Annotated in this window: 19 protein-coding genes; 8 read left to right on the top strand and 11 right to left on the bottom strand. The window is 66.8% G+C overall.

The annotated features are described in order from the left end of the window. Positions 1–4: 4 nt before the first annotated feature. Positions 5–919: a MerR family transcriptional regulator gene (locus GZH52_RS05380; protein ID WP_163315467.1), complete on the top strand. Its 915-nt coding sequence runs from the start codon at positions 5–7 to the stop codon at positions 917–919. 4 nt (positions 920–923) lie between these two features. Here the strand turns inward: GZH52_RS05380 and GZH52_RS05375 are convergent, their stop codons facing one another. Next, on the bottom strand, positions 924–2,201 hold the full coding sequence (locus GZH52_RS05375) for a ferredoxin reductase family protein (protein WP_163315466.1): 1,278 nt from the start codon (positions 2,199–2,201) through the stop codon (positions 924–926). A 213-nt stretch (positions 2,202–2,414) separates the two neighbouring features. On the opposite strand from GZH52_RS05375, the gene GZH52_RS05370 reads away from it, so the two are divergent. Beyond that, on the top strand, positions 2,415–2,714 hold the full coding sequence (locus GZH52_RS05370; protein WP_163315465.1) for a hypothetical protein: 300 nt from the start codon (positions 2,415–2,417) through the stop codon (positions 2,712–2,714). Positions 2,715–2,769: 55 nt separating this feature from the next. Here GZH52_RS05370 and ompA read toward each other — a convergent pair whose 3' ends face one another. The 10 genes from ompA to GZH52_RS05320 all read right to left on the bottom strand — a co-directional run bounded on the left by ompA (position 2,770) and on the right by GZH52_RS05320 (position 13,603). Continuing rightward, positions 2,770–3,798, bottom strand: a complete 1,029-nt coding sequence (gene ompA, locus GZH52_RS05365) for a porin OmpA (protein WP_163315464.1) — start codon at positions 3,796–3,798, stop codon at positions 2,770–2,772. Between the two features lie 251 nt (positions 3,799–4,049). Beyond that, positions 4,050–6,503 (bottom strand): acyl-CoA dehydrogenase, encoded by a 2,454-nt coding sequence (locus GZH52_RS05360; RefSeq protein WP_163315463.1) that lies wholly within the window; start codon positions 6,501–6,503, stop codon positions 4,050–4,052. 38 nt (positions 6,504–6,541) lie between these two features. Next, the gene (locus GZH52_RS05355) at positions 6,542–7,174 is read right to left on the bottom strand and encodes a TetR/AcrR family transcriptional regulator (RefSeq protein WP_163315462.1); all 633 of its coding nucleotides are present in this window, start codon (positions 7,172–7,174) and stop codon (positions 6,542–6,544) included. Between the two features lie 180 nt (positions 7,175–7,354). Next, on the bottom strand, positions 7,355–8,527 hold the full coding sequence (locus GZH52_RS05350) for an O-succinylhomoserine sulfhydrylase (RefSeq protein ID WP_163315461.1): 1,173 nt from the start codon (positions 8,525–8,527) through the stop codon (positions 7,355–7,357). A 109-nt stretch (positions 8,528–8,636) separates the two neighbouring features. Then, entirely contained in the window at positions 8,637–10,163 is a 1,527-nt protein-coding gene (gene purF, locus GZH52_RS05345; protein WP_163315460.1) for an amidophosphoribosyltransferase, read from the bottom strand. A 57-nt stretch (positions 10,164–10,220) separates the two neighbouring features. After that, complete coding sequence (locus GZH52_RS05340) at positions 10,221–10,706, bottom strand: CvpA family protein (protein ID WP_163315459.1); 486 nt, start codon at positions 10,704–10,706, stop codon at positions 10,221–10,223. Position 10,707: 1 nt separating this feature from the next. After that, positions 10,708–11,523: an SPOR domain-containing protein gene (locus tag GZH52_RS05335; protein WP_163315458.1), complete on the bottom strand. Its 816-nt coding sequence runs from the start codon at positions 11,521–11,523 to the stop codon at positions 10,708–10,710. Positions 11,524–11,530: 7 nt separating this feature from the next. Further along, a complete protein-coding gene (folC, locus tag GZH52_RS05330; RefSeq protein WP_163315457.1) occupies positions 11,531–12,805 on the bottom strand; it encodes a bifunctional tetrahydrofolate synthase/dihydrofolate synthase in 1,275 nt (424 codons plus the stop codon). Next, the gene (locus GZH52_RS05325) at positions 12,792–13,229 is read right to left on the bottom strand and encodes a protein YgfX (protein WP_163315456.1); all 438 of its coding nucleotides are present in this window, start codon (positions 13,227–13,229) and stop codon (positions 12,792–12,794) included. The genes folC and GZH52_RS05325 overlap by 14 nt, the downstream gene beginning before the upstream one ends. Positions 13,230–13,246: 17 nt before the next feature. Then, positions 13,247–13,603, bottom strand: a complete 357-nt coding sequence (locus tag GZH52_RS05320; protein ID WP_163315455.1) for a hypothetical protein — start codon at positions 13,601–13,603, stop codon at positions 13,247–13,249. Between the two features lie 304 nt (positions 13,604–13,907). On the opposite strand from GZH52_RS05320, the gene GZH52_RS05315 reads away from it, so the two are divergent. The 6 genes from GZH52_RS05315 (at position 13,908) to GZH52_RS05290 (ending at position 21,019) form a co-directional block, all read left to right on the top strand. Beyond that, positions 13,908–15,812 carry an ATP-binding cassette domain-containing protein gene (locus GZH52_RS05315; protein WP_163315454.1) on the top strand — a complete coding sequence of 635 codons (1,905 nt, stop codon included), beginning with the start codon at positions 13,908–13,910 and terminating at the stop codon, positions 15,810–15,812. A gap of 3 nt (positions 15,813–15,815) precedes the next feature. Then, positions 15,816–16,316: a C40 family peptidase gene (locus GZH52_RS05310; RefSeq protein ID WP_163315453.1), complete on the top strand. Its 501-nt coding sequence runs from the start codon at positions 15,816–15,818 to the stop codon at positions 16,314–16,316. Positions 16,317–16,580: 264 nt separating this feature from the next. After that, on the top strand, positions 16,581–17,135 hold the full coding sequence (locus GZH52_RS05305; RefSeq protein WP_163315452.1) for a TRAP transporter small permease subunit: 555 nt from the start codon (positions 16,581–16,583) through the stop codon (positions 17,133–17,135). Further along, a complete protein-coding gene (locus tag GZH52_RS05300; protein ID WP_163315451.1) occupies positions 17,132–18,661 on the top strand; it encodes a TRAP transporter large permease in 1,530 nt (509 codons plus the stop codon). Before GZH52_RS05305 ends, GZH52_RS05300 begins: the two co-directional genes overlap by 4 nt. Positions 18,662–18,721: 60 nt before the next feature. Then, complete coding sequence (locus tag GZH52_RS05295) at positions 18,722–19,810, top strand: TRAP transporter substrate-binding protein (protein ID WP_163315450.1); 1,089 nt, start codon at positions 18,722–18,724, stop codon at positions 19,808–19,810. Positions 19,811–19,933: 123 nt separating this feature from the next. Next, complete coding sequence (locus GZH52_RS05290; protein ID WP_163315449.1) at positions 19,934–21,019, top strand: TRAP transporter substrate-binding protein; 1,086 nt, start codon at positions 19,934–19,936, stop codon at positions 21,017–21,019. Positions 21,020–21,517: the final 498 nt, after the last annotated feature.

Below are 21,517 nucleotides of genomic sequence, written 5' to 3'. Positions count from 1 at the left end.
CCCAATGAATACGCAAACGAGCCAGAGTCTCCCTCCGCACGGGCTGCCGATCGCCGCAGTCGAACGCGAAACCGGCGTGCCGCGCGACTTGTTGCGCATGTGGGAACGCCGTTACGGCTTCCCCTCGCCGCTGCGCGACGCGCACGGCGACCGCGTCTACCCGCCCGAGCAGGTCGAACGCCTGCGCCAGATCCGCCGTCTACTCGACCTGGGCCTGCGCCCGGGCCGCATCGTCGCCCTGACCGCCGCCGAACTCGACGCGCTGGTCGAGGACACGCTGCCCGCGCCGCGCATCCAGGAGAACGACGAGACCGAGCTCTTGCCCGTGCTCGCCGCGCACGACGCGCCAGCCTTGCGCGCGCTGTTGCGCCGCCGCCTGGCCGAGCTGGGTCTGGCGCGCTTCGCCGGCGACTACCTGCCGCATACCGGCTACCAGGTCGGCGACGCGTGGGCGCGCGGCTTGCTGGGCGTGCGCCACGAGCACCTCTATAGCGAGCACGTCGGCCGCGTGCTGCGCGAAGCGATGGCGCTCTTGCCCGAAGGGAGCGCGCCGCCGAGGGTAATGCTGACTACCGCACCGGGCGAAGCACACGCGCTGGGGCTGATGCTCGCCGAGACACAGCTGCGGCTGCAAGGCTGCCAGATCGTCCCCTTCGGCGTGTCGATGCCCTTCGCCGAGATGGCCGCCGCCTGCGCCGAGCACCGCATCGACGTGCTGTGCCTGTCGTTCTCGGCCGCCTACACAGGCGCGCCCGAGCGCGAGTTGCCCCCGCTGATCGCCGCCTTGCCCGGCAACTGCGAGCTGTGGGTCGGCGGCGCGGGCAGCCGCGCGGCGCTTGATGCGCCTCGTGTCCACACCGGCTTGACGCTCGCGGCACTGCCAGCCCTCATCGCGCGCTGGCGCGCCGAACACGGCTGATGCGCTAGCGCATCGCGAACGCCTCGTGGTGGAAGTGCGCCGCGCGGCCACGGGCCTTGAGCGCGGCTTCGATCGCGTCGCCCAGCCCTTGCGGCCCGCAAAAATACACGTCGCACTCGTCCGCCAGACAGGCCGGGTCGAAGCGCTGGCCTTGCGCACTCTCGACTAGGTGCAGGCGCACGCCGGAAGCGCAGGCGCGCTCGCGCACTTCTTCCAAGGTGGCCGCCTCGCCGGCGCTTTTCACGCAATAGTAGAAATCGACCTCGCCCGTGCCGCCGGCGCGTTCGCGCGCTTCCAGCCAAGCCAAAAACGGCGTCACACCGATGCCGCCGGCGACCCAGGCACTCCGGCCCTGCCCCTGTCCGGCGACAAAGCCGCCGTACGGCCCCTCGACGAGCAGCGCATCGCCTGCCTGCAGCGTGTCCGCCAGCGTCGAGGTGTAGTCACCCAGCGCCTTGACGATGAAGCGCAGCTCGCCCCCCGGGCGCGGCGCGCTGGCGATGGTGAACGGGTGCGCGCCCTCGAGCCTGTCGAAAGTCAGCAGCGCGAACTGGCCGGCGGCGTGCCCGGGCCAGCCTTCGGCCTTGCACAGGATCTCCAGTGCGCCGCCTGGCAGGCGTTCGAGCGAGACGATCTTCCCCGGATGCCGGCGCTTGCGGCCGATCAGCCCGAACAAGGACAGCAGCGCGGCATACACGGAAACGGCCAGGATGGCGGCAAGCAGCACGCCGGCCGGCCCGGCCCACAGGCGCTCGTCGAACAGCATCAGGCTGTGCCACGCGCCCATCAGCACCAGGGGCGCGAACAGGCGGTGGCTGGGCCGCCACCAGCGGTACGGGATGGCGCTCAAAAGCGCGACCAGCACCATCGCAAGCATCCCCCACGCTGCCCATTCGCCCATGTCCTTGGCCAGCGAGACGAGCGGATCCTTCACGCCGCCCGCTTGGCGCACCTTGGGCGCTGCCCACTCGAGCGCGAGAAACAGTTTGGGCGAGAGTTCGGCGAGCCAGTGCACGCCGAGCATCAGCGCGCAGGCGATGCCGAAGCGCTTGTGCAGCACGTAGAGCTTGTCGAGACCGCCCAGGCCGCGCTCCAGCCAGCCGGGCCTGACCGCCAGCAAGACACACACTCCGATCAGCGCGGCGAGCCCGACACCGCTGACCATCACGATAGCGCGGCGCCAGGCCCAGTAGTCGGCAGGCACCCCCTTCACGGCAAACCAGCAAGCAAGCGGCACAAGTACGCCCAGCAGCAGGGTGAGGGTCAACGGATATTTCTTCATGGCAGGCTCCCGGATGGCGACCCGCCCATTACACACCTGACACTTGTTCCAAATTCGCGCCGCCAGCGCACAGCCGTTGCAATCTGTTGAATTTTGCCCAGTCGCTAACATCCGTTAATGATTTGGTCGGCGCGGGTCCTCGGGACTGCCGGATGACGCACGCCTGGGTGCGCGCGTACAATGACATGCGCAATCCTTGCCGGAGAAGCTGGCATGCCCTACTTCGTTGACACCCTGATCGCCGGGCAACAGCGCCCGGACGAAGCGACGCGGCTGCGCCGCCAGAAGTTCACCCTTGCCCTGCTCGAGGCACTCGACGAGTGCGCCGTCCACGGCATGCCCGCCACCCTGTTCATCAACGCGTGCACGCCTTACGGGCTGCGCCCACCCGACGCCGGACGCTTCCTCTCGGAACTCACCGCGCAGGGACTGATCGCCGAGTGCGGGGGGACGCTGAAAATCACCCTCGCAGGCCAGCAACAGCGCGCAAACCTCGCGGCACAACTGGCCTGACGCCCACCAACAAAAATGCCCGCCTAGGCGGGCATTTTATCGGGCAAGCCCGGGCTTACTGCTGCACGGCCTGGCCAACGGCGCGGATGACCACGCGGCGGTTCGGCTGCAGGCACTTGATCAGCTCGGCACGCGGTGCCACGTTGTCGCATGCGACCACCGGGTCGGCCTTGCCGAAGCCTTCGGCGGTGATGATGCTAGCCGGGATGCCCTGGCTGACCAGGAAGTCGCCGACCGACGCCGCACGCTCCTTGGAGAGCTTCATGTTGTACGCGTCCGAGCCGATGCGGTCGGTGTAGCCGGCGATATTGATCGCGGCCTGCTGCGGCTGCGCGGTCTTGATCTGCTGGACGATGGTCGCAAGCTCGGCCTGGCCCGCGTCGTTGAGCTTGGCGCTGTTGAACGCGAAGAGCACGTCACCGTTGAGCTTGAACTCCATCACCTGCGGTGCAGCCGGTACCGGCGCTGGCGCGGGCTGGGCGACCGGCACCGGTGCCGGCGCGCCGCCGAAGTGGTAGGCGACACCCAGCGACAGCAGGCCGTTGTCGGCGCGCAAACCGTTGTCGCCGGTCTTGCCCAGGTGATTGGTGTACTGGTATTCGAAGCGGGTCGACCAGTTGCGGTCGATGTTGTACTCAAGGCCGAGGGCGGCCAACGGTGCGGCACCGTCGTGCTTGTCGCCAAAGCCGCTCGCGCGGTAGCCCATCACGCCCAGACGCGCATAGGCATCAAGCTTGTCGGTGACCGGGGTGCTGAACTTACCGGAGAGCTGGATGCCCTGGAAGCGCTGCTTGCCTTCCTCGCCCAAGGCGTTGCGGATGCCTTCCTTGCCCAGCCAGTCGTAGCCGCCTTCCAGCGCGAACCAGTCGTTGAACTGGTAGCCGACAAAGGCGCCGGCGCCGACCTTGTCACCGTTGCTGGTGTCTGCCGAACCAAAGTCTTTTGCATAGTCCTTGCTGTAGAAGTCGGACCAGCCCACCTTGCCGCCGACGTACCACGGCTCGTCGACATTGGCCGCGTGGACGATGGCGGGCAGCGCTGCAGCGACTGCGACGGCAAGCAGGGAACGCAGGGGATGTTTCATTTTTAGTCTCCACAAGATAAGGGGAACGCGGGCAGCGCCGGAAAATGATTTGCGCGCACCTCAGTACCAGTAATGGCACACCGCATGCGGGTTTGCCGCCTTTGTGTTGCCCAAACCGCGAAAAGCAGCCGGCCGATGCCAAAAAAATGCAAAACATCTGCCCAACCCCCGCCTTCCACGTAAAAACCGTTGCCCAAATGCAACAAAGCCGCCCCGAAGGGCGGCTTTTGCTTACACGCTGGCGGTGAGGCTCAGAACACCACGCGCTCGAGCATCTTGTCGTCGTGCTCGCGAAGCGGGAAGTCGAAGTCGTCGACCATGATCACCTCGCGCTTGAGGCGGCGTGCCGTCTCGAGCTCGTCGTGCTCGGCCTGGCTGATCAAGCCGCCTGCGAGCGCTTCGGCGAGGCGTTCGCGCGCGGTGATCGTCTTGAAGCGACCCTCGCGGGCGAGCTTCTTGAGCTTGCCCTCCAGCGGCTCGGTCTCGATGATCGCGCGCATCGCAGGCTCGAGTACACCAACCGCGTCGCGCGCGTCTTCGGGCTTGAACACGCCGTGCACCAGGCGGTCGCGGCTGCCGCCCGGGGTCATCAGCAAGCGGGCGATGCGGGTGCCGTCCTTGTCGGAGGCCGGAGCAAGCGTCAGGCCCCACGGGAAGATCACGCGACGCAGCACCCAGGCAAGCGGCCGGCTGGGCAGGTTGGAGAGGAAGCCGTCCATCGCCTGCTGCACATCATAAAGCGCGTTGCCGGCGGCAAAGCGCACGAGCGGCAGGTCGTCCTTCTGCGCCCCCTGGTCTTCGTAGTGCTTGAGCGAAGCGGTGGCGATATAGAGGCCGGAGAGCATGTCGCCCAGACGGGCCGACAGCTTCTCGCGGAACTTGAGCGTGCCGCCGAGGCTGAACATCGCCATGTCAGAGAGCAGCGCGAACGCGCTGGAGAGGCGGGTCACCTGCCGGTAGTAGGCCGCCACCTCGCGGCCCTTCGGGCTGCCGGTAAAGCGGGCGCCGGTCGCGCCCAGCCACAGCGAACGCACCACATTGCTCAGCACGAAGCCGATATGGCCGGTGAACGCGTCGTCGAACTCGCGCGCGTCGTTCGCCATCGACGCCTTCATCTCGCGCAGCACGAAGGGATGGCAACGGATCGCGCCCTGGCCGTAGATGATCATCGAACGGGTCAGGATGTTGGCGCCCTCGACGGTGATGCCGATCGGGATCGCCTGGTAGGCACGGCCCAGGTAGTTGCGCGGCCCGAGCACTACGGCCTTGCCGCCGTGCACGTCCATCGCGTCGTTCAGCACTTTGCGCATGCGCTCGGTATTGTGGTATTTCAGCACCGCCGACAGCACCGATGGCTTCTCACCGGTGTCGAGGCCGACTAGCGCCAGGTCCTGCGCGGCTTCCATCTGGTAGGTGTAACCGCCGATGCGTGCCATCGCCTCGTCGACGCCCTCGAACTTGCCGATCGGCAGGCCGAACTGGTCGCGCACGCGGGCGAACGCGCCGGTGGTGAACGAGGTGAACTTGCCGGTCGCCACCGACATCGCCGGCAGCGAGATGCAGCGGCCGACCGACAGGCATTCGACCAGCATGCGCCAGCCCTTGCCGGCCATCGCCTGCCCGCCGATGATCCAGTCCATCGGGATGAACACGTCGCGGCCCCAGGTCGGGCCGTTCATGAACACGGCACCGCCCGGGTAGTGGCGGCGGCCAATCGAAACGCCCTCGTGCTCGGTCGGCACCAGCGCGCAGGTGATGCCCAGCTCTTCCTGCTCGCCCAGCAGGTGGTCCGGGTCGTACATCTTGAACGCGAGGCCGAGGATGGTCGCCACCGGCGCCAGCGTGATCCAGCGTTTCTCCCAGCTGACACGGATACCCAGCACATTCTCATGGCGCTCGCCGGTGCGCGGGTGGGTGTAGCTGCCGCGGCAGACGACGCCGTAGTCCGGGATCGAACCCGCATCCGACCCTGCCGACGGGCTGGTCAGCGCGAAGCACGGAATCTCCAGGCCCTTGGCCAGGCGCGGCAGGTAGTAGTCCTTCTGTTCTTCGGTGCCGTAGTGCTGCAACAGCTCGCCCGGGCCCAGGGAGTTGGGCACCATCACCGACACGGCCGCCGAGCCGCCGCGGGTCGCGATCTTGGTGACCACCTTGGCGTGCGCGTAGTTGGAGAACTCGAGGCCGCCGTAGCGCTTCTTGACGATCATGCCGAGGAAGCCCTGGTCCTTGATGAACTGCCACACTTCCGGCGGCAGGTCCTTCAGTTCGTGGGTGATCTTCCAGTCGTCGATCATCCGGCACAGCTGTTCGGTCGGCCCGTCGATGAAGGCCTGCTCTTCGGCCGAGAGCTTGGGCGCGGGGAAGGACAGCAGGCGCTTGAAGTCAGGCTTGCCCGAGAACAGGTCGCGGTCCCACCAGACGGTGCCGGCGTTGATCGCCTCCTGCTCGGTCTGGCTCATCGCCGGGGTGATTTTCTTGAAGATGGCGAACACCGGGCCGGTGAACACCAGGCGGCGCAAGGGCGCGACGTTGAGCACGGCCGCGACGGCCGCGAACACCGCCCACACGGCGACCGGAACGGCACAGCCGCCGATGAACTCAAGCGCTGCGAGCCACAGGCCGAGCGCGATCGTCCACAGCAGCACCGGCGCGCGCCAGTAGGCGAGCACGCCGACGGCCAGGATCAGGGAAATGGCGTATAGCATAGGGTTTTTTCCTCGTGTTAACCCCGTTTACGCCCGTCTCAGGACTGGACCAGGCCCGCCACGACAAAGGGCAGCAGATGGCGGACGATCGCCTCGGGGTCGCGCGCAGTCACCACCTGGCTCTTGCGGAAGATCTTGAGGACGTCGTTGCCGGCGAAGGCGTTGAACATCAGGCTGAACGCGAAGTGCATCCGCCAGGACAGCTCCTGCTCGGAGAGGCCGGGCAGCGCGCGCGAAAACGCCCGCGTGTAGCGCTCGACGAACTGGCTGTACTCGCGCGACAGCGCCTCGCGCAGCAGGCGGTGGTTTTCCACCAGCGCGCGCGAGAGCAGCCGCACGAACAGCGCGCCGCCGCCGCTGGGGTCGCGAGACAAGGCAAGGCAGGGGCGGATGAAGGTCATCACCACCGCCTCGATCTTGTCGCCCTCCCCCCTGCCTTCGACTGCTTCGAGCTCGGACAGGCAGGCGGCGATCAGCGGCGTGAAGCGCCGCATGAACACCGACTCGAACAACGCGTCCTTGGAGCCGAAGTGATAGTTCACCGCCGCGAGGTTGACCCCCGCCTGCTGGGTGATCATGCGCAGCGAAGTCGCCTCGAAGCCGTGCTCCACGAACAGGAGTTCGGAAACCTCGAGTATGCGGCTGGCGGTATCCGGGCGATTCGCTTCCATGTTTTTCTGGCCTTTGTTGTGGGATGCCCGGTCCGCGAAGTCCTTGCGGGCTTTCGAACAGGCGTTTGAAACATACGTTTTGCCTTGAATGATGTCAAGCATTTTGCACATCGCATAACTGGAAACGGCAGCCATTCTAGCTGCCGTTTGATAAGAACGTATGTTTTTCGAGCAATCGTTCTACCCCAGCAAACCCCGCGCAAGGTCGGCCTTCAGGTCGTCCACGTGTTCGAGGCCGACCGCGACGCGCAGCAGACCCTCGCCTATCCCCGCCTTCTCGCGCGCTTCGGCGCTGATGCGCGCGTGCGTGGTCGACGCCGGGTGGGTGATCGTCGTCTTCACGTCGCCCAGGTTCGCGGTACGAGAAATCAGGCGGCACGCGTCGTACACCGCCCACGCCGCGGCGCGGCCGCCCGCCACCACGAAGGACACCACCGCGCCGCCGCCCGACTGCTGCCGCGCGGCCAGCGCGTGCTGCGGGTGGCTTTCGAGGCCCGGGTAATACACGCGCTCGACGCCCGGCACCGTCTCCAGGTAGCGCGCCAGCTCAAGCGCGCTCGCGCACTGCTGCGCCATCCGCACATGAAGCGTCTCCAGGCCCGACAGCAGCACCCACGCGTTAAACGGCGAGAGCGTCGGCCCCGCGGTGCGCACATGCAGGTAGACCTGCTCGACCAGCGCGTCGGCGCCGACCACCGCGCCGCCCAGTACGCGGCCGTGCCCGTCTAGCGACTTGGTCGCCGAATGCACGACCAGGTCCGCGCCCAGTTCGAGCGGACGCTGCAACGCCGGCGTACAGAAGCAGTTGTCGACCACGCTCAAGGCCCCGGCTTCGCGCGCGAGCGCGGCGACCGCCGCGATGTCGACGATCTCGGTCAGCGGGTTGGACGGCGTCTCGAGGAAAAAGAGGCGGGTGGCCGGGCGCACCGCCGCGCGCCAGGCGTCCACGCTCCCCCCCTCGACGAAGCTCACCTCGATGCCGAACTTTGCCAGCCCGAGCAGCAGGTTGGTGGTCGAGCCGAACAGGCTTTGCGAGGCGACGACATGGTCGCCTGACTTGAGGAAAGTCAGCATCACCGCCTGGATCGCCGCCATACCGCTGGAGGTGGCCTGCGCGCGCTCGCCGCCCTCGAGCGCGGCCAGCCGCGCCTGGAACGCGGCGACGGTCGGGTTGGTGAAACGCGAATAGGTGTAGCCGTCCTGCTCGCCCGAGAACATCGCGGCGGCCTCGGCCGCGTTCGCGTAGGTGAAGCTGGAGGTCAAAAACAGCGCCTGGCTGTGTTCGCCGAAGGCAGATGTCTCGCGGCCGGCACGGATCGCCAGCGTCTGGGGGTGGTATTGGGCTTCGCTCATGGGAGTCTCTTTGTCGTTCTAGGCGGCACGCACGCGCATGCCGCTGACAACTTACCAAAAAAATGGCCGCCGTCATACGACGGCGGCCGGCTTTGGCGCATACCTGCGCTTACATCAGGTTCTGCTCGGCGACATTCAGGTTGAGGTCGAGCATCTGCTCGCTGCCGTCGGCACCCTTGCCCGCCTTGCGGGCGGCCTCGACGCGGTCGAGGTAGGCGTCGTCGATGTCGCCGGTCACGTACTCGCCGGAGAAGCAGGAGTTCTCGAAGCGGGTCAGCTGCGCGTTGACTGTGTGCACCGCCTCTTCCAGCGCGGCGAGGTCCTGATAGAACACCGCGTCGGCGCCGATCTCGGCGGCGATCTCGCGCTCGTCGCGGCCGGTCGCCAGCAGTTCGGCGCGGGTCGGCATGTCGATGCCGTACACGTTGGGGAAACGCACCGCCGGCGCGGCCGACGCGAAGTACACCTTGTTGGCGCCGGCGTCGCGCGCCATCTGCACGATCTCCTTGGAGGTAGTACCGCGCACGATGGAGTCGTCGACCAAGAGCACGTTGCGGCCCTTGAACTCGCAGGCGACCGGGTTGAGCTTCTGGCGCACCGACTTCTTGCGCACCGCCTGCCCCGGCATGATGAAGGTGCGGCCGATATAGCGGTTCTTGATGAAGCCCTCGCGGTACGGCAGGCCGAGGCTGGTCGCCAGTTGCAGGGCGCTCGGTCGGCTGGTGTCCGGGATGGGCACCACCACGTCGATGTCGAGTTCGGGCAGCGCGCGGCGGACCTTGTCGGCCAGCATGTCACCCATCACCAGGCGCGCCTGGTAGACCGACGCGCCGTCGATCACGCTGTCCGGCCGCGCGAAATACACGTATTCGAACAGGCAAGGCGCGTGCACGTGGCCCGGGGTGACCACCCGCGCGTTGAAGTCTCCGGCAAAGTCGACGTACACGCACTCGCCGGGCTGAACGTCGCGCAGGATGGAGAAGCCCGAGCAGTCGAGCGCGACCGACTCGCTGGCAAACATGTATTCGGTGCGACCGTGGTTCTCGGCGGTGCCGATCACCAGCGGACGGATCCCGTTGGGGTCGCGGAACGCGACCAGGCCGTAACCGGCGATCATCGCGACCACCGCGTACGCACCCTTGACGCGACGGTGCACGGCGGCGACCGCGTCGAAGATCGCGTCGACCGACAGCTCGAAGTCGACCACGCGCTGTGACAATTCGTGCGCGAACACGTTGAGCAGCACTTCGGAATCGGAGTTGGTGTTGATGTGGCGCAGGTCGTGGCGGATCATCTCCGCCTTCAGCGCCTCGGTATTGGTCAGGTTGCCGTTATGCGCGAGCACCACGCCGAACGGGGAGTTGACGTAGAAGGGCTGCGCCTCGGCCAGGTTGGACGCCGAGCCCGCGGTCGGGTAGCGCACGTGCGCGATCCCGGCGTTGCCCTGCAAGGAGCGCATGTTGCGGGTGCGGAACACGTCGCGCACCATCCCGCTGCCCTTGTGCATGTGAAAGGTCTTGCCGTGGGCCGTCGCGATGCCCGCCGCGTCCTGCCCGCGGTGCTGCAGCACCTGCAGCCCGTCATACAGGAGCTGGTTGACGGGCGAGGCCGCCACGACGCCGAGAATTCCACACATATTCAAACTTCCCCGATTGAAGTACTGCTTGTTGTAATCCGGGCGGCAACGCCGCCTTTAACCGTAACGGATGCGGCTGGCGAGCGCCTGCGGCAGCCAGGGCCTGAGAGAGAGAGCGACCGACTGCAGGGGCTCGGCGAACACCGCATCCCGCCACACCGGCTGTTGCGGCAGCGTCGACAGGCCGCCGACGAGCACGAGTACCGTCGCGAGCAGCAGGCCGCGCACTAGGCCGAAGATCACGCCGAAAAAACGGTCGACGCCGGAGAGCCCGGTCGCGCCGAGCACCCCGGTGAGCGTCGTGCGCAACAGCGCGGTCGCGAGCCAGCAGCCGAAGAAGAGCACGACGAAGCCGCCGATAAGCTGCAGACCCTCGCCCGGCAAGGGCAAAAAGGGCGCGGCGACGGCCGCGTACTCCTTGGCGACCCACAACGCGACCAGCCACGAGGTCAGCGACAGGATCTCTGCGACCAGACCGCGCATCAGCGCGACCAGCATCGAGCCGGCGACGATCGCCAGCATCACGTAATCGAAACTCGTCATGTCATTTGCTCACGACGATGCCGCTCACCCCGGCGCGCGACAGGCGCGCGAGCGCCGCGTCGGCTTCCTGCCGGCTGGCGAACGGCCCCATGCGCACCCGTACCACCTCGCCCTTGCTGGTGGTGACCTTGCTGAAGCTAGCCGACAGGCCGTTGGAGGCCAGGCGCGCGCGCAGCGCGTCGACCTTGGCCGGGTCGGACAGTGCCGCCAGCTGCACCATGTAGCGCGTGCCCTGCGGGCTTGCCTCGGCCGCCTTGGCGGGCGCTTTGTGCTCGTCGAACGACGCGCGTCCCTCGAGGATGGCCAAGGGGTCGCGCTCGGGCGCTGCCTTGGGTTTGGGCTCGGGCTTCGGTGCGGGCTTGGGCACCGGCTTGGGTTCGGGTTTCGGCGCGGGCTTGGGGGCAGGCTGTGGCGCGACCGCCGCCGTGACTGACGGCAGCGGCAGCACGGGCTTGGCCGCGGCAGAAGGCTGGGCGGGCGCCGGCGTCGCCGGCAGCGGCACTACCGTGCCGTCCTCGGGCAGCGCGGCCGGCAGTTCGGTCGCACCGGCAGGCGGCAAGGCTTCGAGGGGCGCAGAGGCTGCATCCGCCTGCGGCGCGGACGCCGGCTGCGCCGGCACCGGCGCGGCGGCCGGCTGGCTGGTTTCGAGACCGACGATCTCGATCGCCTCGGGCTTCATCTTCTGGTCGGGGATCGCGCCGACCACGTTCCACAGCACAGCGGTCGACACCAGCACCAGCACGATCGCGCCGACCAGACGCCGGCGCGCACGCTTCCTGAGCTGCACGAGTTCCTGCTGCTGGGAGAGTCCTGCCATGTCGATTTCAAGCCTCGCTGCGCGCCGCCATCACGGCGGCGACGGTATGGAACGATCCGAAGACGCAGATTCTACCATCGTCGCCCGCCTCCGATAAGGCGGCATGCCAGGCGCTTGCAATGTCGGGGAAACGGCGCACGCCGTCGACCCCGCTGTCGGCGAGCCGCGCCGAGAGTTCTTCTGCACTGAGCGCACGCGAGCCTTCCAGCGGCGCCACGTACCACGCGTCGAAGTCGTCGCGCAGGGTATCGACCACCGTCTTCATGTCCTTGTCGGCGAGCATCGAGAACACCGCGATGCGACGGGACGCGAACGGCAACTGGCGCAGACCGGCCGACAGCGCGCGTGCCGCGTGCGGGTTGTGGCCGACGTCGAGCACCACCTGCGGGCGGCCGGGCAGCACCTGGAAGCGCCCCGGCCAGCTCACTTCCAACAGGCCGCGCTTGACGGCACCCAGGTCGACCGGCAGGCGTTCGCGCAGCGCGTCGATGATCGCCAGCGCACACGCCGCGTTGCCCAGCTGGTACGCGCCGCGCAGCGCCGGCAGCGGCAGCGCGAAGCGTGCGCGTTCGCCTGCGCGGAAGTTCCACTGTGCGTCCAGGCGTTCGTAGCGGTAGTCCTGCCCCAGCAGCATGGCACGCGCACCGACCTTGCCGATCTGCGCGACCAGCGACGCGGGCGGGTTGGGGTCGGCGCAGATCGCGGTGCGCCCTGCGCGGTAGATGCCGGCCTTCTCGAAGCCGATCGCCTCCCGGGTGTCGCCGAGGAAGGCCTGGTGGTCGAGGTCGACACTGACCACGGCGCTGACGTCGGCGTCGAACACGTTGGTCGCGTCGAGCCTACCGCCCAGCCCCACCTCGAGCACCGCGACGTCGACCTTCGCGTCGACGAAGGTCTTCATCGCCGCCAGCGTGCCATATTCGAAATAAGTGAGCGAGACGTCGCCGCGCGCCGCCTCGACCGCCGCCAAACCGTCGACGATGGTCGCGTCGCCCGCCGGCGTGAGGTCGATGGCGACCCGCTCGTTGTAATGCAGGATGTGCGGCGAGGTATAGGTGCCGACCTTGTAGCCCGCACACTTGAGGATGGTCGACACCATCGCCGCGACCGAGCCCTTGCCGTTGGTGCCGCCGATCAGCACCACGGGAAAATCCGGCGAGAGGCCCATCGCCTGCCTGACCGCGTCGACACGGCTAAGCCCCATATCGATCACGACCGGGTGGATGGCTTCCAGGTAGGCAAGCCACTCTACGAGCGGCGCGTGGCGGTCAGGCTTGTGCATCGGGATCTCCGTCTAGCAGGGGGCGTTGCCAGCGCAAATGCACGCGCAGGCGGCGCAGGGATTCGGGGTCGGTACTGTCCGGCCACAGCACCAGCCGGTAACGGCGATGCGCGGTGCGGCACACCAGCACGGTCAGGTAGCGGCTGGCGAGCGACGCCTCCGACACGATACAGGGCCCTTCACCGCCGGGCAGCAGGTAAAGGCCGCCCGCGGCGTCGACGCGCACGCCGATGACCGGACGCCGCCAGGGCAAATAGCCCTCGCTCGCCAGCACCATCAGCCACGCGGCAAACAGGACCGGCAGCAACCAGACCGGCAGCGCGTAAAAAAAGACAGCCAAGGCAAAGGCGGCCGCGAACAACGTGGCGAGCAAGCGTGCCAGGCGCGAGGGGCGCGCCAGCAGCACGAAGGGGCGCATCGCCACCAGCGGCGCGCCCGCGCTTACGCGTCGAGCGCCGGGCTGTTCTCGATCGGCGCGTCGACCGAGTCGAGCACCAGCGAGTGGAACTCGACGTCGAACCACTGCCAGAACACCATCAGCGAACGGTCGGCCGGCCAGGCGGCCTCGTCCTCGTGCCAGCTGGCGAGTTCCTGGCGGAACAGCTGCTCGGCGCGCTCGTCGATCCAGGCGACCGCCTCTTCCGGCTCGTCGTACTCGGGCACCAGCAAGGCGGTGCAGTCGGCGCGCAGGTTGTCCAGGGTGAGGTCGACCATATCGTCCCCGGCGACGCTGGTCAGCCAGTCGAGGAAGGGCTGGCGCGGCTTGATGATGGCTACGGAACGGTCGACGAAATACATGGACTCACCTTCAGGTCTGGGATGCAAATGATGCGGGCCGCCAAGGCACGGCCTGCGCCCGCGCGCATTGTACATGCTGCGCGCCCGGCGCGCTAAGCGCGCGTTCCCGCGCTCGCGGGCAAGGGCTAGACAAGGCAAAAACGGCTGGGAAACCGGCATGCACACGGAAACACCTGCACTTCGAGGCCGTTTTAAACGCCTTGCGCCCGCGCGCAGCAGATCGTGACAGGCCCCAAGGCGCACGGCAGGCTGGCCGTCCCTGCTACAATACGCGCCATTGTAAGCTCTCACCGATATCGACCCCATGGCGCTGATTACCGTCGAGAAGGCCTCGCTCGCCTTCGGACACCACGCATTGCTGGACCAAGTCGACTTTGCCCTCGAGCCGGGCGAGGTCGTCGGCCTGATCGGCCGCAACGGCGCAGGCAAGTCCTCGCTGATCAAGGCTGTCGCCGGCGAGATCCGCCTGGACGACGGCCGCATCAACATGAAGAACGACCTCTCGGTCGGCTGGGTGCCGCAGGAGCCGCAGTTCGCCGCCGGGCAGACCGTGTTCGACGCGGTCGCCGAGGGCCTGGGCGAACTGCGCGACTCGCTCGCCGAGTACCACAAGCTCACCCGCGAGCTGGGCCATGGCGACGACAGCGCACGGATGGCACGCCTGACCGAGATCCAGCACGCGATCGAGGCACAGGACGGCTGGGCGTTCGACGCGCTGATCTCGACCGCCCTCACCCACTTGGGCCTGGACGCCGACGTCAGCGTCGACAGCCTCTCCGGCGGCTGGAAGAAGCGCGTCGCGCTGGCGCGCGCGCTGGCCGCCCGCCCCGACGTGCTGCTGCTCGACGAGCCGACCAACCACCTGGACGTCGCCGCCATCGAGTGGCTGGAGGGCCTGCTCAAGGCCTTCCCCGGCGCCGTACTGCTGATCACCCACGATCGCCGCTTCCTCGACAACGTCGCCACCCGCATCGTCGAACTGGACCGCGGCGTGCTGCGCAGCTACCCGGGCAGCTTCGGTGCCTACCAGGTGAAGAAGGCCGAGGAGCTCGCGATCGAGGCCGAGCAGAACCGGGTATTCGACAAGTTCCACGCACAGGAAGAAGTGTGGATCCGCAAGGGCATCGAGGCGCGTCGCACGCGCAACGAAGGCCGGGTACGCCGGCTGGAGGCGATCCGCCGCGAACGCGCCGCACGGCGCAACCGCGTGGGCCAGGTCAACTTCCAGCTCGACGCAGGCGAGCGCTCGGGCAAGCTGGTCGCCGAGCTAGAGCACGTAAGCAAAGGCTACGACGGTCGCGTGCTGATCCGCGACTTCACCACGCGCATCCTGCGCGGCGACAAGATCGGCCTGATCGGGCCGAACGGCGCCGGCAAGACCACGCTGCTCAAGCTGATCCTCGGCGAAATCCAGCCGGACAGCGGCACGGTACGCCAGGGCACCCGCCTGGAAATTGCCTACTTCGACCAGTTCCGCGAGCTCCTCAACGAAGACGAGACGGTGTTCGACACGCTGGGCCAAGGCAACGACTACGTCGAAGTCGGCGGCCTGCGCAAGCACGTGATGAGCTACCTCGAGGACTTCCTGTTCGACCCGGCCCGCGCCCGAAGCCCGGTGCGCTCGCTCTCCGGCGGCGAGCGCAACCGCCTGCTGCTCGCGCGCCTGTTCACGCGTCCGGCCAACGTGCTGGTGCTCGACGAGCCGACCAACGACCTGGACATCGACACCCTCGAACTCCTGGAAAACCTGATCGCCGACTACGCGGGCACCGTATTCCTGGTCAGCCACGACCGTGCCTTCCTCGACAACGTGGTCACCCAGGTGGTCGCGTTCGAGGGCGACGGCAAGCTGGAAGAATACCCGGGCGGCTACCAGGACTGGGTCGACGCGAGGGCCCGCATGGCCGAGCTCGCCCCCGCCGCCAAGGCCGCCGCCCCGGCCGCCGCGCGCGAGAACAAGGCCGACCGCCAGAAAAACCGTGCGCAGAAGCTGAGCTTCAACGAGACGCGCGAGCTTGCCGCACTGCCCGACGCGATCGCCGCGCTGGAAGCCGAGCAGGCCACGCTCAACCAGCAGCTGCTCGACCCGGCGGTCTATCGCGACAAGCCGCAGGACGCGCGCCAGTGGCAGGCCAGGATCGAGGCGATCGAGGAAGAGCTGCTCGACAAGCTCGCGCGCTGGGAAGAACTCGAAGCCAAACAAGGCTAAGCCATGCAGACCCACCGTCTTGCCACCCTCGGCCTGATCCTGCTCATCGCGGCATGCTCGAGCACGCCGCCGAAAAAGCCGCCGCGCCCCAGGCCTTCGCTCGCGCTCTCCTCGCTCAAGGCCGAAGGCGCGGGGCGCGAAGTGCTGATGGTGACGATGAGCCTGTTGGGCATCGACTACCGCTTCGGCGGCAGCAACCCCGAGGCCGGGCTCGACTGCAGCGGCATGGCTGGCTACATCTACCGGCAGGCGCTGGGAGTCGAGCTGCCGCGCACCGCCGCGCAAATCGCCGAAGCGAGCCGTCCGGTATCCGACACGCGGCTGCGCGTCGGCGACTTCGTGTTCTTCAACACCATGGACCGCCCGTTCTCCCACATGGGGATCTACATCGGCGACGGCAAGTTCGTTCACGCGCCGCGCACCAACAGCCAGATCCGCGTCGAATCGCTGAGCAACCCCTGGTTCCAGGCCCGCTACCAGGGCGGGCGCACCCTGTTCCAGTAAGGGCCTGCGCGCACTGCTACGCCGCATTCATGCTGGCGTAGCAGTGCGCGCCAGCCGCCGACACACGCAGCCCTTCCCAACCGCGCAAGCCTCCCGCCCCGCCCGGGCAAGCGCAGGCACGCCCTCCTGCTCTACCGCCCATGCGGGGAATCCCTGAGGGGCGCACCCTTTCTTCTGAAATGCCAAAGGATTAGTATTTTGTCATCCGGAATAATACCCGGATAACGATAACAAGCCTCAGGCCTTCCACACTCAGGAGAAATCGTGCACACCCTGCTCGCCCTGTCGCGTCTGATCGACGCGATCAACGCGCGCATAGGCCGGTCCGCATCATGGATCGTGCTGATTGTCGTGCTCATCAGCGCCGGCAACGCCGTCGTCCGCAAAATATTCCACGTCAGCTCAAACGGCTTCCTCGAAATCCAGTGGTATCTGTTCTCGGCGATGTTCCTGTTCGCCGGCGCGTACACGCTGCAGAAGAACGAACACATCCGCATCGACCTGCTCTCCAGCAAGCTGTCGGCGCGCGGCCAGGCGCTGCTCGACATCGTGTGCACCGTGCTGTTCCTGCTGCCCTTTAGCACCCTGCTCGTCTACTTCGGCTGGCCAATGTTCATGGACGCGTGGATCAGCGGCGAGATGTCGGCCGACAACGGCGGCCTGATCCGCTGGCCGGTGCTGGTGCTGATCCCCATCGGCTTCACGCTGCTCACCCTGCAGGGCGTCTCCGAAATCATCAAGCGCGTCGGCTTCTTGGCGGGCATCGCCCCCAACCCGCTCGACAAGGCAATCGACCCGAAAGAGGATGAACACGTATGAGCCTCGAATTGATGGCCCCAATCATGTTCGGGTCGCTGATCCTGTTCCTGCTGATCGGCTACCCGGTTGCCTTCGCGCTCGCCGCGGTCGGCCTGTTTTTCAGCTGGGTCGGCATCCACTTTGAACTGCTGCGCCCCGAACTCCTGCAGGCCCTGCCGCGCCAGGTGTTCGACATCATGCGTAACGACACGCTGCTGGCGATCCCCTTCTTCACCTTCATGGGCCTGATCCTCGAGCGCTCCGGCATGGCCGAGGCGATGCTCGAGACCATCGGCCAGCTGTTCGGCCGCGTGCGCGGCGGCATCGCCTACGCGGTGATCTTCGTCGGCGCCCTGCTCGCCGCAACCACCGGCGTGGTCGCCGCGTCGGTGATCTCGATGGGCCTGATCTCGCTGCCCATCATGCTGCGCTACGGCTACGACCAGAAGATCGCCACCGGCGTGATCGCCGCCTCCGGCACGCTCGCGCAGATCATCCCGCCCAGCCTGGTGCTGATCGTGCTGGCCGACCAGCTGGGCACTTCGGTCGGCGACATGTACGCGGCCGCGCTGCTGCCGGGTCTGGGCCTGTGCGCGCTCTACGCGATGTTCATCTTCGGCGTAACCATGGTGAAGCCGCAGTGGGCGCCTGCCCTGCCGGAAGAGGCGCGCACCCTGCGCGGCGGCGCACTGTTCGCCCGCGTGCTCTTGGTGATGGTGCCGCCGCTGCTGCTGATCTTCCTGGTGCTGGGCACCATCTTCCTCGGCATCGCGACCCCGACCGAGGGCGGTGCGATGGGCGCGGTCGGCGCCATCATCCTCGCCGTGATCAACCGCAAGCTGGACATGGGCCTGCTCAAGCAGGCGATGGACTCGACGCTGAAGCTGACCACCTTCGTGGTGTTCATCCTGATCGGCGCGCGCGTCTTCCGCATCGCCTTCTTGGGCGTCGACGGCGACAAGTGGGTCGAACACCTGATGACCTCGCTGCCAGGCGGTGAGGTCGGCTTCCTGATCGCGGTCAACGTGCTGGTGTTCTTCCTCGCGTTCTTCCTCGACTTCTTCGAGATCGCCTTCATCCTGGTGCCGCTGTTGGCGCCGGTTGCAGAGAGCCTCGGCATCGACCTGGTCTGGTTCGGCGTGATCCTCGCGGTGAACATGCAGACCTCGTTCATGCACCCGCCGTTCGGCTTCGCGCTGTTCTTCCTCAGGAGCGTCGCGCCCAAGGAAGTCAGCAGCGGCAACATCTACAAGGGCGCCATCCCCTACGTGCTGATCCAGATCGTGATGATCGGCATCGTGATCGCCTTCCCGCAGCTGACCACCGCGCTGCGTGACAAGGAAATCGTCGTCGACGAGAGCAAGGCCGAAATGGTGCTCGAACAGCTCTCGACCGACAGCGAGAGCTACGGCGACGCGTCCGGTGCGGCCGACGAAAGCGCCGCCGCGCTCTCGTCGCTGACCGGTGAAGGCGGCGACGCCAGCGGCGCAACCGCCAGCACCCCCGACGAGAGCGACGCCGCCCTCAAGGCGCTGACAGGCCAGTAAGCCCCGATTCAAGCGCGCAGCCCCATCCTGCGCGCTGCTTTGCATAACCAGGAGAAAAACATGGAAAGACGTTCCTTCCTCAAGAAAGCCGGCGTCGCCGGCGCTGCCGCCGCGACTGTCAGCGCACCCGCGCTGGCGGCCGACCTGCCGGCCATCCGCTGGCGCCTGGCGTCGAGCTTCCCCAAGAGCCTCGACACCATCTACGGCGCGGCCGAGCGCATGTCCCGCCGCATCGCCGAGCTGACCGGCGGCAAGTTCCAGATCCGCGTGTTCCCGGCCGGCGAAATCGCCCCGGGCAACCAGGTGCTGGATGTCGTACAGAACAACACCGTCGAGTGCGGCCACACCGCCGGCTACTACTACGTCGGCAAGAACAAGGCGTTCGCCTTCGACACCTCGATGCCGTTCGGCCTGACTTCGCGCCAGCAGAACGCGTGGCTCTACTACGGCGGCGGCCTGAAGGCGACGCGTGAACTCTACGCGCAGTATGGCTGCGTGAACTTCCCGGGCGGCAACACCGGCTGCCAGATGGGCGGCTGGTTCCGCAAGGAAGTGAAGTCGCTCGCCGACCTCAAGGGCCTGAAGATGCGCATCCCGGGCTTCGGCGGCGAGATCATGGCCAAGATGGGCGCGATCCCGCAGTCGCTGCCGGCCGGCGACATCTACCCGGCGCTGGAAAAAGGCACCATCGACGCGACCGAATGGGTCGGCCCGTACGACGACGAGAAGCTCGGCTTTTACAAGGTCGCGCCTTACTACTACTACCCGGGCTTCTGGGAGCCGGGCCCGACGCTGTCCTTCATCGTCAACAAGGCGCAGTGGGAAAAGCTGCCCAAGCTGTACAAGGAAGCGTTCGAGGCGGCCGCAGCCGAAGCTAACCTGACCATGCTCGCCCAGTACGACGCGCAGAACCCGCAGGCCCTGGTGCGCCTGCTGCAAAAGGGCGTCAAGCTGAAGAAGTACCCGGCGGACATCATGAAGGCCGCGCAGACCATCGCGTTCCAGCTCTACGAGGAAGAGGCGAAGAAGAACCCGACCTTCGCCAAGATCTACGGCCCGTGGAAGAAGTTCCGCGCGCTCGAGCATGGCTGGTTCAACCTCGCAGAACTGGGCATGGATTCGTTCATGTACAGCAACCGCGTGAAGTAAACCCGGCAGCGGGGCCCTCGGGCTCCGCTTTTTTGTCGCAATCACTCCCGTCCGCACCACCGACAGCAACGTAAAACGGGCAACAAAGAGCGCCAGCAGAGCGCAGCCCCAAAGGAGAAGACCATGGAGAGACGTTCCTTCCTGAAGAAAGCCGGTGTCGCCGGCGCCACCGCTGCCGCCGTCAGCGCACCCGCCTTGGCCGCCGACGGCCCGACCGTACGCTGGCGCATGGCGTCGAGCTTCCCCAAGAGCCTCGACACCATCTACGGCGGCGCCGAACAACTGTCCAAACGCGTTGCCGAGCTGACCGGCGGCAAGTTCCAGATCCGCGTATTCCCGGGCGGCGAGATCGCCCCGGGCAACCAGGTGCTCGACGTGGTGCAGAACGGCACCGTCGAGTGCGGCCATACCGCCAGCTACTACTACGTCGGCAAGAACAAGGCGTTCGCCTTCGATACGTCCTTGCCGTTCGGCCTGACCGCGCGCCAGCAGAACGCCTGGCTCTACTACGGCGGCGGCATGAAGCTGATGCGCGAACTGTTCGCGCAGTACAACATCGTCAACTTCCCGGGCGGCAACACCGGCTGCCAGATGGGCGGCTGGTTCCGTAATGAAGTGAAGTCGCTCGCCGACCTCAAGGGCCTGAAGATGCGCATCCCGGGCTTCGGCGGCGAGATCATGGCCAAGCTCGGCGCGATCCCGCAGTCCATCCCGGGCGGCGACATCTACCCGGCACTGGAAAAAGGCACCATCGACGCGACCGAATGGGTCGGCCCGTACGACGACGAGAAGCTCGGCTTTTACAAGGTCGCCAAGTTCTACTACTACCCGGGCTTCTGGGAACCGGGCCCGAACCTGTCGTTCTACGTGAACAGCAAGGAATGGGCGAAGCTGCCGAAGGACTACCAGCTCGCGTTCGAAACCGCCGCCGCCGAGGCGAACCTCTTGATGCTCGCCGAGTACGACGCGAAGAACCCACAGGCGCTGGTGTCGCTGCTGCAAAAGGGCACCAAGCTGAAGAAGTACCCGGCAGACATCATGAAGGCCGCGCACACCGAGGCGTTCAAGCTGTACGAGGAAGAGGCGGCCAAGAACCCGGCGTTCGCCAAGATCTACGCGCCGTGGAAGAAATTCCGCGCGCTCGAGCACGGCTGGTTCAACCTCGCCGAGCTGGGCATGGAAACCTTCATGTACACCAACAAGAAGTAAATCCAGCCCCACGCCAAGGGCCGGCCGCGCGCCGGCCCTTTTTGTTTGGCGCTGTCGTAATTAAATACGGATACGACGGCCGCCAAGATGCGACGTCCTTGCGCCAGCCACCCTCCCGCGTAGGCTCGCGCCGGCAACAAAGGCGCTGGCGAGGTCTTAAGCTGGCCCTTGTCCGAGCGATTCGACGGTAGCGAATCGCGAGTTGGCCAGCGCCTCGCCAGCGTCTTTGTTGCCGGGGAAGTCGCGAGCCTTCGGGGGCGCTTGGGATGCAAGGGGCTTGTCGCCACAATCTATGGTCAGCCTGAACTTTGCAAGGACAGAATCGTGATGAACAATGACAGGGAAGGCTTGCTCTAATCTATCCGGATTCCTGATGGGCAGCTATGCCCGATCCATGATGTGAGCCGCTCCTGACGGTCCTCAAAAGCCCCTCAGTCTTGAAGACTGTTGTGGATATCAGGTTGTCCGTCAGGCCGTGGGCCGGTTGTCGTCATCAGT

Source organism: Crenobacter caeni (assembly GCF_010435965.1).
Lineage (GTDB): Bacteria > Pseudomonadota > Gammaproteobacteria > Burkholderiales > Chromobacteriaceae > Craterilacuibacter > Craterilacuibacter caeni.
This window is presented reverse-complemented; position numbering and strand designations above follow the sequence as displayed.